The organism is Clostridium sp. OS1-26 (assembly GCF_030915445.1).
Taxonomy (GTDB): domain Bacteria; phylum Bacillota; class Clostridia; order Clostridiales; family Clostridiaceae; genus Clostridium_AM.
The window spans coordinates 2,795,751-2,809,527 of record NZ_CP133264.1 but is presented as its reverse complement, the minus strand read 5'-3'; the positions used below and the strand labels follow the sequence as shown (position 1 = coordinate 2,809,527).

The following is a 13,777-nucleotide window of genomic DNA, read 5'->3' as shown; positions in this document are numbered from 1 at the left end:
CTCATAAACTATTCTGCATACTCCATAAATCTATCAAATATATAATCGCTGTCCTTTGGACCTGGGCATGCTTCTGGGTGGAACTGCACTGAGAAAATAGGTAAACTATTATGCTTCATTCCCTCTATAGTTTCATCATTCACACTTACATGGGTTACCTTCATATCATCTGGTATAATATTTACGTAATATCCATGATTTTGAGAAGTTATATGAACTCTGTTTGCTTCCAAATCTTTAACAGGGTGATTACATCCTCTATGTCCAAACTTAAGCTTTGCTGTTTTTCCTCCAAGACTTAAAGCTAGTAACTGATGTCCTAAGCATATTCCTACGATTGGTTTTTTACCTATTAGCTTCTTTATATTTCCTATAACATCCGTTAAATCTTCCGGGTCTCCTGGGCCATTAGATAAGAATATTAAATCTGGATTTACATTTAAAACATCTTCAGCCTTTGCGTCTGCTGGGAAAACTGTTACTTTACATTTTCTATTTAAGAAGGATCTAACTATATTTTGCTTTATGCCAAAGTCCATAATAGCAACGTGTTTTCCACTTCCCTCTACTACATACTTTTCTTTAGCAGTTACCATTTGCACTGCTTCTCTATTAGAGAAGGCTTCTATTCTACTCTTAACTTCTTCATGAGAAACATCTTCTAAAGTTATTATTCCTTTCATAGTTCCATTGTTTCTCAATATTTTAGTTAAAGCTCTCGTATCTATTCCTTCTAATCCTATAACTTTATTTTGTTTTAGGTAATCTTCTAATTCTAATTCAGATCTAAAGTTACTTGATGCACTGCATTTTTCTCTAACAATAAATCCTTTAACCTTAGGAGACTTTGATTCCATATCTTCTAAGTTTATACCATAGTTTCCTATAAGCGGATAGGTCATTGTGACAATCTGACCATAGTAGGATGGGTCTGTAAGAATCTCTTGATACCCTGTCATTCCAGTATTGAATACAACCTCTCCAACACTATCCTTTAGGTAGCCAAATGCATTTCCTTGAAATGTTGTTCCGTTTTCTAATATAAGTTTTGCTTTCATAAATAGACCTCCTCAATTTGCTACAGTAAAAATACACTTTTTGTTGAAGGCCTTTCTTTATTCAAAAGAAAAGGGTAATAAGAAGACTAAATTTTAAAAATTAATCTTTTCATTACCCGTTATAGTTATAGTATTCACCTTTTTTTTCACACAACAAAAAAACATCATCATAATTATACCTCTTCCTGGCCTCACAGGACCAAATTAAAGTGTATTTTTTACTTTATTTTCACAGTTAATTTTAATTTATATTTTAAAGGTTGTCAAGGGCTGATATTACACCTTGATTTTAAACCTTACTTATTACGTTAGATTAATTGGACCTACCTTTCTATTTTTACTTATTACTTCTCTTATTTTCATTATTTTCACTTTCTCTTTTAATATTCAAAAGTCTGTTGTACTTATTCAGATGCTTGTCCAGCTCTTGGCTAAGTGAAACTAACTCTGTGTCCGTTAACAGTTCTTTCTCCTCAATTAGTCGATGCATTAAATTTCTCAACTCTTCTATCTTTGACAATATTTCTTCCATTATTAACATAATGCCCCTCACTTTCTAGCAAATACATTAGATATACGATTATTACGCTAAATTTAGGGGGGTACTAAAAATATAAAAAAGCTGGAGTGAGATTCCAGCTTTTTTATATTTTTATTTAGAAATACATACGAGGCATTGATTGAGGAACGTTTTGATAGATTCTAATTACTCCACATGCAATACGCTTACCAGATGCACCTGCTGGTTGCGTACGATAATCATCAGGGCTCTCATGTATTATCACTGTTTTGCCTATTATGTCTGCAACTCTAAATTTATTTGTAAAAAATGTCATTCTAGCATACCCATTATTAGAAAAAAGTACTGGAAAATCTCCTGCATGGTTACCATGAGGTTGTTTTGTAGGATTCCAGTGTTCTCCAGCAGCGGCAAATGGATTTTTAGGGTCTCCTATATTACAGCTTCCACCTTCGTGTATATGGAACCCATGAGGACCAATTTGTGGTGTTCTAGCTGTACCAAGTTTATATTTAGGGAGTCCCCTTACTTCTACCTGTACTTCTACACCGCCTGGAACATCTCTAAAATATACAACTCCATTGAGGTTTGGATCTAGATTTCCTCCTCGTATTTGAGCTACAGCAATCATATTTTACCTCCAGTTTTTAATTCGTTATCATTATATGCAGTAGCCACTAATATGGTTCCATCAGACCTTGTTTTTCGCATACACTTATTTTTATACTAAAAGAAGTTAACCCATCGGGTAAATTTTGCTGTCCTAATATAAACAGGCTTCTAAGCTTCAGGTTGAGTTTTAAACTTCATCTGCAGCTTAGAAGCCTGTTGTCGTATGCCTCACTATTTACCTAAAACATTTTCCTCGCCTTTAATTGCCATATAGTTAAATATCTGCTTAAACAATTCTCTTGCTACAGGAGCAGAAACATCTCCAGCATAGTAATTTGAGCTATCTGGTTCATCAACACTTACCAAAAGTGTTATTTTAGGATCACTTACCGGAGCCATGCCTGCAAAGGATGACATGTATACTCCTGGAGCATATCCACCGTTAGTAGGATCTGCTACTTGGGCAGTACCTGTTTTTCCTCCGATGTTTAATCCTTCTGCAAAAGCGTTTTTACCTGCACCTTCAGTAACAACCTTTTCTAAATCTCCTCTTAAATTTGCAGCTAAATTTGTATCAAAAACCTTCTTTTTATTATAATCGCTAAACTCTTTATCAACAGTCATTTTACTACTATCATCAAGATGAACAATACTCTTCATAACGTGAGGTTTTACCCACGTGCCTCCATTGGCAATTGCATTAAAAGCTGCCATATATTGAACCTGAGTAACTCCTAATCCTTGTCCAAAAGATATTGATGCTAGATCTACTGCGTTTACTTGGCTTGCTTTTCTCAAAATTCCTGGTGATTCTCCTGGTAAGTCAATACCAGTCTTCTGTCCAAATCCCATTTTTTGCGAGAAGGCTAAAAGCTTGTCCTGACCCAATTTGCCTCCTAATTGGGCAAAACCTACATTACAAGAGTTCTTTATTATATCTACAAAGCTTTCATTACCATGACCATCTAGATTCCAACAGTGAATTACTTTACCTCCTATTTTTATGCTTCCACCACAGGCATAGCCATCATTTACGCCTATATTGTTTTCTAAAGCAGCAGCAGCAGTTATGACCTTAAAAATAGATCCTGGTTCAAAAGTATCCTGAACAGAAGGATTTTTCCAAATGTTACTTACTCCTTTAGAACCTTCCGAATCCTTTTGCGGCTTACTAGGATCATAACTTGGTTTACTTGTCATCCCTAGTATTTCACCATTTTTAGGATTCATAACTATAATATTTACAGCTTTTGCTTTATTATCAACTAAAGCCTTTTCTGCTGCTTTCTCTATGTAATCTTGAATTGTTTCATCTATAGTTAAAATAACATCTTTGCCATCCACAGGCTTTTCATATTGTTGATCTTCATAAGGAAGTTGATTGTTTTTTACATCTTTTTCATAGGTTAGAGTTCCTGGTACTCCGGAAAGTTCTTTATTGTAACTTAGCTCAACTCCTGAGACACCTTCACCTTTATAATTAATACGACCTAACACATTAGATAAAAAATTACTATTTGCATAATATCTTTTTGTATCTGATGAAATAACAATGCCTCTAATATTTAGTGCCTTAATTTTATCTACTTCCGCTTTTTCAACCTGCCTTTTTAATATAGCAGAACTAGCTGGCAACCCGCTTGGCAATGTAGTATTAAATATTTTCATTATATCTTCCTTTTTCATATTGACTATCGGGGCAAGCTTATCCGCCAGCTCATCAAAAGTCATTTTATTTTTCAAAGTATCTTTCAATGTTATTAAGTCTAAATCTATCTGATAAACATTAACGCTTATAGCTAACTCGTTGTTGGTTCTATCTAATATTCTTCCTCTTTTAGCATTAATTTGTATTTCACTTTTTTGTTGTTCATAGGCTCTGCTTTTATACTTGTCCGCTGTTACTGCCATTACATAAAAAAGTCGTCCTACTAATGAAAAAAATATTAAGAATAAGAATATGAAAATGATCATAAATCTATGTTTTAAATTATTTTTTTTATTTTTCATCTTAAGCTCCTTTGTGCTTTAATATATGTATTTTCATTAATTATCGTTTAATTGGTAGCTTCACTTTATTTTAACAAATTCTCTGAGTTACTACAACGAAAAAAATAGAGACATACAACTTAATATATGTCTCCACAAGACTAGGAATGATTTAATCTATTCTATATTCTTTTACATATTTTATTATACAGACTCTTTGTGACAACTATGTTACAAGATTAAAAAAATTTATAGAAATTTTAGCTGTTCTATTCCATAAATTCCTTCTTTTTCTTTACGTAATGCCAGTTACAAAATGTAAAGAATTATTCTAATACAATTCTTTAGATATACATCAAGACGCAGCTCCAAAAGAAATAGGCAGTCCCAGAAGGGACTACCTCAATCAGCATTAAATATTTTACAATTTATTCAATTGGCTCTAAATATGCTTGGAAGTGACGAAGAATTGGTGGCTCCCATGTAATCCTGTAGCCTTTAACGGATGCCGCTCTTTCTTTAATAGCAATCAAAGCATCTGCCATAATATCAATATGTGCTTGAGTATATACACGACGTGGAATTGCAAGTCTTGTAAATTCAAAGTCAGCTTCTAATTGCTTCTTTGTATCAGGATCATTACCTAGCATATAAGAACCTATATCACATGTACGTATTCCAGCTTCTCTATACAACTCAATTGCCAGTGCTTGTCCTGGGAACTCGTAATATGGAATATGTGGGAACATTGCCTTTGCATCTATGAATACACCATGACCACCTACAGGTGATTGATATGCAATACCTGCATCATCTAAACGTCCTGCAAGGTATTCCATTTGGCCGATTCTATATCTTAAATAATTTTCATCTAATCCTTCATATAAACCAATTGCTAAAGCTTCAAGATCACGTCCGGATAAACCACCATAGGAAATAAATCCTTCAAAAGAAATGGTTCTACCTTTGATTTTTTGGAATAAATCTGCATCTTCTTTAACGCCGAGTAAGCCACCCATATTAACAATTGTATCTTTTTTAGCACTCATTGTAAAAGCATCTGCATAACTAAACATTGTCTTAATAATTTCTTTAATGGACATATTCTTGCATTCTTCCTCACGTTGTTTAATAAAGAAAGCATTTTCTGCGTATCTAGCAGCATCAATATTAAAGAAAATACCATATTTTTTACAAATAGCTGCTGTCTCTCTTACATTTGCTAAAGAAACAGGTTGTCCCCCTGCAGAATTATTAGTAATTGTCATAACAACAACTCCAATATTTTCAGGACCATATTGAAGAATAAGCTTTTCTAACTTCTCTGTATCCATATTTCCTTTAAAAGGTGCTCTTAAGGATGGGTCTGAGGCTTCCTCTACAGTACAGTCAATTGCTCTAGCTCCTGATAGTTCTACATGTGCTCTTGTTGTATCAAAGTGCATATTAGAAATGGAGTATTTCCCCTCACCTAATAAAATCGGGAAAAGTACCTTTTCAGCAGCACGACCTTGATGTACAGGTTGAATATATTCGTATCCAAAAATATCTTTACCTGCATCAACAAGTTTATAGTAACTGCTTGAACCTGCATAAGCTTCGTCGCCTCTCATTACTCCTGCCCATTGTTCTTGGCTCATGGCATTAGTTCCACTATCTGTTAAAAGGTCAATGTAGCATTCTTCTCCTGCTAAATAAAACATATTATACTTTGCCCTTTTAAGTGCTTCTTCCCTTTCTTCTCTAGAAAGAACTTTTATAGTTTCTACCATTTTGATTCTGAATGGTTCTGGAATATATTTTACTCCCATTTACTATTACCTCCTTTAATTTTTGACAATAATATGTCTTTTTCAACACTTTATCGTTTCTTGTTTAAACTCTTCTTACTGTTAAGGTAATAGTAACACTTTTCTGTCTATTTGAATAAGATATTATATTTATATTTCAGTTATTACTATTAATTATAGCAACTGTATTTACTTAAATATCTGCTCCAATATTGCAATAAAATCCAACACTTTCACGGAAAGATTTTCTTTTTTTCGTTTAATCCACCCCATGCTTATCTGTATATTGCAATTCACAATTGGTATAGCTCTCACACCAATTTCTTTTTCAAGTTCTTTATCCCAAGCAGTTTCTATACAAACCATATCTGTCATGTTCAAAAGTCTTAATCGTGTGAAATAGTCATTGACAAACATTGTTTTTTCAAATTGGGTGAAATGTATTCCATCCACTTCGAATAAATAAGATAAGTTTGAGAAATAATCATCTGGAAAACGCATAATAGTACAATCAACAAGCTGAGACATCTCTATGATTTCTTGATTATAAAAAGGACTACTTTTCCCAACATGGACATACCAAGTATCATTGGCGAACTCATGATATTCCAGATTCTTTGACTCCAATAGATGCCGAACCTCTTTTTTTTGAACATCATTAATCTCTATTATGCCAATATCCGATTGGAGATTTGCCACACTTTCAATAATATTTTGTACTCTTTCTTCCTTTAATGTCAACTCAATATATTGTTCCTTATTTCTATTATGAAATTCCCCCAAAACCTTATATAATAGAGGACATGGGTAGGCAGCTACACTTATACTATTAGGTATTTCTTTAAGCGCAATACTTTGAATCATATCAACCTGCTTGTGTATTGTTTTTGTATATTTATATAATTTATATCCGTCTTCTGTTAGCTTTACTCCTTTATTTGTTCGTTCAAATATCTTAATTTTTAATTCATTCTCCAAGTTTTGGATAGCCTTGCTTAAATTAGGTTGACTAATATAGAGCTCCTCAGCGGCCTTATTCATACTACTTTTCTCAGCAATTTTTTCAAAGAATATTAACTGTTGTAATTGAATCATAAATACCCTCCTTACTGCTCTCCTACTATAATTTTACTGAAATTATAACACATTATATATATCCATAAATCAAATCCTTTAATATAATATAAGTAATCTTTAGATTTACAAAGAAATCTAGATTAATTCTTTATAAACAAGCTTATTCAATCTAAAATAGATAATATTGAAGCAAAATAAGTGTTTATTTTTACTTATTTATGCGGTATTATACACCATATAAATAAGTATTAATCATATATGGATTAATACTTGTACCTAATATTTCATAGATATAATTATATAAATTTGGAGGTATTAAATTATGTTAACCCTATTATTTTTAATTTCAATGTTGATATTTGGAGTTGTTGTATTTGCTCTTAGTGCTGCGGCTCTTCCAATAATCGCTATTGTTATTGCAGTTGGTTTAGTTTTCTCTGTTATTTCTATTATTCTCAAGTTTGTTTTTGGTGGCCCACTATTTGTTATAATGATTATTTGTGCAATAATTTATTTTTCAAACCGTAAAAGAAGATTTTAATTTTAAAGATGTGCTAGGTGCTGACGTTGAGAAAAGTAAAGTAAAATAAAGAAAATAGTTATAAAATTGTAAGACCGAAAGTTAACTTTCGGTCTTACAACTCTTTGTCTTTATTTCAACACATATTCTGCTAATACACTTTGAAGTTCGTATATATTTAAACTCTTGTTAAATTGTTTTTGTATTGGAAGTTGTGTTCCTGATATCCAAATTTTTAACTCAGCATCTAAATCAAAATTTCCTGCTGTTTCAATGCTAAAGTGAGTAATGCTTTTGTATGGAATTGAGTGGTATTCCACCTTCTTTCCTGTTAATCCTTGTCTATCTACTAATATAAGTCTTTTGTTTGTAAAGATAAACATGTCACGAATTAGCTTGTACGCCTTTTCAATATTTTCTGTAGAAGATAATATGTTGGAAAATTCTTTTTGCACCTCTTGAATATTAACCTCTGAAGCGTTTCCCATAAGTCCATCAAACAATCCCATTTATTCTTCCTCCAAATCCTTTAAATTATAATTCTAATTCCATATTGTCCTTATCAATAAATCCTACCTTTACTTCAGCCCCTAGAAGTTGTTTTAGTAATTGTGCAAGCTCGTCTCTAGCTCCAATTACCTTATCATAGTTTCTATCTTTAAAACCATCTATAGGGAAAAATATATTTTTACTTCCTTCCGTTATTTTTCCCTCTTCACTCTGTCTCCAAATCCATCTTCTTGTTTTTACCTTATCACCAACAGAGTAAATAAGTTCTCCATCTTCTAAAACTTCTGCTTCTGTCTCTCCAAAAGGTACGAACAAGTCTTCTTTATTAGAAAATCTGACTTGGATATCATTTGATGCACTATCCATATCATGAGCTCCTAGCGGAACGAGGTATTTTAAAGATATAGCATTTCCTAAATCTACTATAGAATTTATGCTTGGAAGACCTTTCTTCTTTGATATCCTTGTAGTCATCGCTTCAATAGAACTCATATTTTGATTAGGATTAATTCCCATTTTTTTAAAGGCTTCTCTATATGGTAATATTTCCTCTGATTCTTTTACCTTCTTATCTTGAAATTTTTGTTCTACAGAATTTATACTTTCTTTGAGAAGTTCGTTTATCCATATATTATTGCTGTTGTTATCTATACCTTTTGCCACTACAACTCCAAAACAAACATCTCCAAGTTCATCAAATACTTTTTCCGAAACTATGAATTTCATATTTTTCACCCCTTGTTTTATATATTAAGACTTACCACCTTAGCTGCCATCACTATATTATTTTACTATTGTGGTTATAATTTGTTTTAAAATACATTATAACCTATTTATGAAACCTTTCACAATAACAAATTCAAATTAGAGACTAACTACATTAAGAGAAACATGCTATTAGCGTTTATATGGAAACCACTTGTTTTGTAAGGAGTGCTGATAAAATTTTTAAAACAGTCTTATCCTCATATTCTTCTAAGTCTATTTGAATATTTTATTGATTGCATTTAAGTTTTCTGGTAAAAGCGATATAGTTCATAAAATTTAGGATTTGATACAAATGATGAAAAATGAAATCGATTTTACTATAACTTTCTAACATTGACATTAACGTTAATGTTAATTAATATTAAAATATAACTATGGAGGTGAAGTAATGGACGTAAAGTATTATCAAATTGATGAAGTGGCAAAAATAACTGAACTTACAAAAAGAACTATAAGATATTATGAAGATATGGAATTATATACTACTATAAGAACTGACTCAGGCTATAGGTTATACACTGAAGAAGTTATTGATACCATAAAGGAAATAAAAAATCTACGCGTAAAATTAGGATTAACTTTAATTGAAGTCAAAAAGATAATAGGATTAAGAAAGACTTTAAATAATATTTTTCAAGGTGAATACAAGAATATTGATGATATAAAAGATTCAATATCAAAAGTAACAGAACTATCTAATCTTGCAAGAGAAAGAGAAGAGATATTAAGAAGAGTTGAAAAAAAATGTAATGATCACTTAATAAAATTAAATTTAATACTTGACGAAATTCAGGAGGAACAGAAATGAAGAATGATAAATATAAATGGATTGCATTGAGTTGCACTACTTTAGGTGCTTTGCTATCCGTTATGAGTGGTAGTACTTTAGTTATAGCACTACCTATTATGATGAAAGATTTAAATGCAGGTATGGGAGTGGTTACATGGATTCTTATGGGTTATCTATTAGTACTTACTATACTTGTACCATCAATAGGCAGAATTGCAGATATGGTGGGAAGGAAAAAGTTGTATGTTAGTGGATTTGCTATTTTTACTATAGCATCTTTTTTATGTTCCCTGTCACACACAGGTATGCAATTATTAATTTATAGATTAATTCAAGGTATTGGTGGTTCATTAATGGTGGCAAACAGTACTGCAATAGTTACTGATGCCTTTCCAAAAAAGAATTAGGAAAAGCTCTTGGTATTAATAGTATGGTTATCAGTGTAGCTAATGTCATTGGACCTATTTTAGGTGGTTTCTTAGTTAACTTTGGTTGGAGAAGTATTTTCTATATAAATATTCCAATTGGAGTTTTCGGAACCATATGGGCAGGAATTCAATTAAAAGAACTAACTACATTACCTGAAAAGCAAAAATTTGATTGGATGGGTACTTTTGCATTTACTGTTGGCATAATGTCGCTGTTAACTTCTCTAACATTAGGCAGCTTTTTAGGATGGTTAAATATTGTAGTAATAGGTCTATTAATAGCTTCTGTAGTTCTTATGGTTATATTTGTTAAAATTGAAAGTAAAGTTGAATATCCAATGATTGACTTAAGGCTTTTAAATACCAGAATATTAGCCTTTGCAAATGCAAGTAACTTTTTTAATGGAATAGCAAGAGGAGCCGTTACCTTCTTACTTGTATTTTATCTTCAGGGAATTAAAGCTATAGATCCAATTATAGCTGGAATATACTTAACACCGCTTGCTATTTCTATGGTTATTATTTCTCCAATAAGCGGAGCACTTTCTGATAAATATGGCTCAAGAGTACTAAGCTCCATAGGACTTATTATTTCCGCTGTAGGGCTTTTAGGATTTATGACCATAAGCTCAACTACTTCAACTACAATGCTTGTAATATATATGTTAATTATGGGACTTGGTTCAGGCCTATTCTTTTCACCTAATACTAATGCAATTATGGGGTCTGTACCAGCGGATAAAAGAGGTGTTGCCGCAGGACTTAGAACTATGTTAAATACTGCCGGAAGCGTAATAAGCATAGCTCTTTCTATGGCTATAATATCCTCCAGTGTTACTCCAGAAGCAATGCAGGCTTTGTTTGTAGGAACTCAGGTTGGATCTCAAGGAATTGCAATAGGTAAATTTATTGGCGGTCTTAGATTAGCCTTTAGTATCTCCTTTGGTTTTAGTGTAATAGCTGCTATTCTATCTTATTTAAGAGGACCAGAACCAAAATGGGATGAGGAATCAGAACCAGAATTAGAATTAGCATAATAATTAAAAATTATACAAACTTAAGGCCGCTGCTATTTAAATTAGCGCGGCCTTCTTAAATTTGCTAAGTAAAAATCTCTATGCCTTTACAAAATATATATTTATTGTAGATTCATAAGTATATACACTCTTATATAATTGCTACTCCTAAAACCTCATTAAATGATGCTAAATCTTTAATTAACTCTTCTTTTCTTACATATCTTGGAACTAAAATAGTGTATGAACTCTTCATATATGCAAATTCGCCCTCAAGTTCCTCTTCAAGTAAAAACTCTATATTTTTAATCTTTACATTTTTATCTTCAAAATAACTATCAACTTTTTGAACCATTTCCTTTTTATCTAAATATTCGATTTGAATTTTTATTACGCTGGCCTTCTCTAAAAATCTAGATTCAAACTTCTTTAATGTTACAAGACATATAGCTACAGCAATAGCTGCTAAAATACTTAAATAGTAATATCCAAGACCTATGGCAAGCCCAATACAAGCAACCACCCACAAGCTTGCAGCTGTAGTAAGTCCTTTTATTGAACCTTTCTCATGAATTATTGTTCCTGCACCCAGGAAACCTACTCCACTTACAACCTGCGCACCTATTCTTCCTATATCCGCTTTTAATGCACTAGCCAGCTGTGGCTGAGCTAATATTAGTTGTACAGTTTTTTGCACATCATATAATTGTATCATTGATATTACGCAGGCGCCTATACACACAAGTATATGAGTTCTAAAGCCTGCTGGCCTGTTTTTAAACTCTCTTTCATACCCTATTAGACCACCAATCAGTATAGCGAGCAGCAACCTTATTATAACTTCGTATATTTCCATTATCCCTGTCCCCTTCAATGGTATTTTCATATATTTTTCCACAGTTCTTCTAAATAATCAATATTATATTGATAGTTTATGATTATTTTTATAAAAGAACACAACAAAAATACTTTTAGAGATGCTTTTATCTTGTGATTAAAAAATGTCCTATAAAAATAATAATATTCTATTAAGCGCTTTTCTCCTTAAGGGCATTTGGAAGTATAAAGGATAATGTTAAGCACACTACAGTAAGTATGATTAATAATATAAATACTGAATATAAACCAGAATGTAATGCTGCCTTTATTTGACCAATTGAAACTCCATAGTTTACGCTAGCAGCGGAATATAGATTGCTTGGTTCTACTCCTTGGATGCCTAGTTTACTAAAATATTTCACTATACCTAAGTTAAACATGCTTCCAAAAACACTTACTCCAATAGTCTGACCTAAAGTACGAACTAAAGAGTTAGATGCTGTTGCAGCTCCTCTTTTGCTATAATCCACAGAGGACTGTACTACTATTGTTAATGTTGTAAAACTTCCACCAAAGCCAAATCCCATTATAGTAATATATATTATAACCAACAGCAATGGCGAACTAACTGTTAGTGTCGGTAAAAGCACACAACTTATGACTAAAATAATAGTGGATAGTGCAATAACTACCCTTTCCCCATATTTAGGTATAGCTTTTGCCAAAATAACTGAAGACATAAGCCATGCAACGGACATAGGCGCCATAGAAACTCCTGAAATTGTTGCTCCAAAGCCTAAGACATTTTGCATATAAATAGGCATATAAACATCTGCACCTATTAAAACAGCTGATGCCAAAAAGCTAATTATGTTAACTATTATGTTAGTCTTAGTAAAAATATCAAAAGGTATAATTGGCTCTTCTGCTTTTTTTTCTATAAAATAGAATGCTATTAAAAAAATCACTGTAGCTACTAAACAAATTACAGTTGTAAAAGAATAAAAGCTGTGACTTTCTCCCCCGGTCAACACAGCATATAAAAGAACTATTATTGACGCAGATAACACTACTGTTCCAGCGTAGTCAATTTTATGTTTCTTTCTTTCAAAATTTTCTTTAAGGTTCTTCTGAATCAATATTATAGACATTATTCCAAAAGGTATATTTATAAAAAATATCCAATGCCATGAAAGATAGTCTATAAGAAACCCTCCGAAAAATGGGCCTATTAAGCTAGCTATTCCCCATACTGTACTTAACCATCCCTGAACTTTTGCTCTCTCTGAAAGAGAAAATACGTCTCCTACTATTGTGTAAGTAACTGTGAATATTGATCCAGCCCCCAACCCTTGAATTGCACGAAAGGCTATTAGCTGATACATACTTTGAGATATACCACAAAGTGAACTTCCAATTAGAAAAATTATTATTCCTACAGATAGTACATTTTTTCTTCCATATAAATCTGATAGCTTGCCATATATAGGCGTTGAAATAGCTGATGTAAGTAAATATAATGAAAAAACCCAACTTATAAGTTCAAATCCATTTAATTCTTTGACTATAGTAGGTACCGCGGTAGTTACAACTGTTCCCTCAACAGCTCCAAGGAACATGGCAACCATTACTGCAATAACTATACTTCTTTTTTTAGAATCCATTCTAAATATCACTTCCTTATATAATAAAAATTAACACCTCAAAAAATATAGCAAATTTTATTTTATCATTAATATACCAACTTGCCAAGATTTAAAAAATGACCTTCTCTTCAGACAAATATTTTGACAAAATACATTATTTCTACATAATATCCACTAATTGTATAAAGTAATTGTATTGATATAACGATATTATTATCTAAGAGCTTTTATAAT

At 32.0% G+C, this 13,777-nt stretch carries 13 protein-coding genes and 1 pseudogene; 4 read left to right on the top strand and 10 right to left on the bottom strand.

Annotated elements, in window-relative coordinates:
* Positions 1 to 8: 8 nt before the first annotated feature.
* From RCG18_RS13665 to RCG18_RS13640, 6 genes are all read right to left on the bottom strand, one after another.
* On the bottom strand, positions 9 to 1,058 hold the full coding sequence (locus RCG18_RS13665; RefSeq protein ID WP_308041805.1) for a carbamoyl phosphate synthase small subunit: 1,050 nt from the start codon (positions 1,056 to 1,058) through the stop codon (positions 9 to 11).
* Between the two features lie 337 nt (positions 1,059 to 1,395).
* Positions 1,396 to 1,599, bottom strand: coding sequence for an aspartyl-phosphate phosphatase Spo0E family protein (locus tag RCG18_RS13660; protein ID WP_308041804.1), 204 nt, complete (start codon positions 1,597 to 1,599; stop codon positions 1,396 to 1,398).
* Between the two features lie 115 nt (positions 1,600 to 1,714).
* Complete coding sequence (locus RCG18_RS13655) at positions 1,715 to 2,209, bottom strand: superoxide dismutase family protein (protein ID WP_308041803.1); 495 nt, start codon at positions 2,207 to 2,209, stop codon at positions 1,715 to 1,717.
* A 212-nt stretch (positions 2,210 to 2,421) separates the two neighbouring features.
* Complete coding sequence (locus RCG18_RS13650) at positions 2,422 to 4,200, bottom strand: stage V sporulation protein D (protein ID WP_308041802.1); 1,779 nt, start codon at positions 4,198 to 4,200, stop codon at positions 2,422 to 2,424.
* A gap of 407 nt (positions 4,201 to 4,607) precedes the next feature.
* Entirely contained in the window at positions 4,608 to 5,990 is a 1,383-nt protein-coding gene (locus RCG18_RS13645) for a tryptophanase (protein ID WP_308041801.1), read from the bottom strand.
* A gap of 168 nt (positions 5,991 to 6,158) precedes the next feature.
* Positions 6,159 to 7,064: a LysR family transcriptional regulator gene (locus RCG18_RS13640; RefSeq protein ID WP_308041800.1), complete on the bottom strand. Its 906-nt coding sequence runs from the start codon at positions 7,062 to 7,064 to the stop codon at positions 6,159 to 6,161.
* 304 nt (positions 7,065 to 7,368) lie between these two features.
* On the opposite strand from RCG18_RS13640, the gene RCG18_RS13635 reads away from it, so the two are divergent.
* Positions 7,369 to 7,587, top strand: coding sequence for a hypothetical protein (locus RCG18_RS13635; protein ID WP_308041799.1), 219 nt, complete (start codon positions 7,369 to 7,371; stop codon positions 7,585 to 7,587).
* 110 nt (positions 7,588 to 7,697) lie between these two features.
* Here the strand turns inward: RCG18_RS13635 and RCG18_RS13630 are convergent, their stop codons facing one another.
* Both RCG18_RS13630 and RCG18_RS13625 read right to left on the bottom strand, forming a co-directional pair.
* The gene (locus tag RCG18_RS13630; protein WP_308041798.1) at positions 7,698 to 8,075 is read right to left on the bottom strand and encodes a PH domain-containing protein; all 378 of its coding nucleotides are present in this window, start codon (positions 8,073 to 8,075) and stop codon (positions 7,698 to 7,700) included.
* 25 nt (positions 8,076 to 8,100) lie between these two features.
* Complete coding sequence (locus RCG18_RS13625; protein WP_308041797.1) at positions 8,101 to 8,802, bottom strand: phenylalanine--tRNA ligase beta subunit-related protein; 702 nt, start codon at positions 8,800 to 8,802, stop codon at positions 8,101 to 8,103.
* Between the two features lie 430 nt (positions 8,803 to 9,232).
* On the opposite strand from RCG18_RS13625, the gene RCG18_RS13620 reads away from it, so the two are divergent.
* From RCG18_RS13620 to RCG18_RS13610, 3 genes and pseudogenes are all read left to right on the top strand, one after another.
* Positions 9,233 to 9,652: a MerR family transcriptional regulator gene (locus RCG18_RS13620; protein WP_308041796.1), complete on the top strand. Its 420-nt coding sequence runs from the start codon at positions 9,233 to 9,235 to the stop codon at positions 9,650 to 9,652.
* A pseudogene (locus RCG18_RS29055) lies at positions 9,649 to 10,301 on the top strand (MFS transporter); the annotation flags it as partial. The gene RCG18_RS13620 and the pseudogene RCG18_RS29055, both read left to right, overlap by 4 nt.
* 57 nt (positions 10,302 to 10,358) lie before the next feature.
* Positions 10,359 to 11,099, top strand: a complete 741-nt coding sequence (locus RCG18_RS13610) for an MFS transporter (RefSeq protein WP_374119142.1) — start codon at positions 10,359 to 10,361, stop codon at positions 11,097 to 11,099.
* A gap of 130 nt (positions 11,100 to 11,229) precedes the next feature.
* Here RCG18_RS13610 and RCG18_RS13605 read toward each other — a convergent pair whose 3' ends face one another.
* On the bottom strand, positions 11,230 to 11,934 hold the full coding sequence (locus RCG18_RS13605; RefSeq protein WP_308041793.1) for an MgtC/SapB family protein: 705 nt from the start codon (positions 11,932 to 11,934) through the stop codon (positions 11,230 to 11,232).
* 172 nt (positions 11,935 to 12,106) lie between these two features.
* The gene (locus tag RCG18_RS13600) at positions 12,107 to 13,561 is read right to left on the bottom strand and encodes an MDR family MFS transporter (RefSeq protein WP_308041792.1); all 1,455 of its coding nucleotides are present in this window, start codon (positions 13,559 to 13,561) and stop codon (positions 12,107 to 12,109) included.
* Between the last annotated feature and the right edge of the window lie 216 nt (positions 13,562 to 13,777).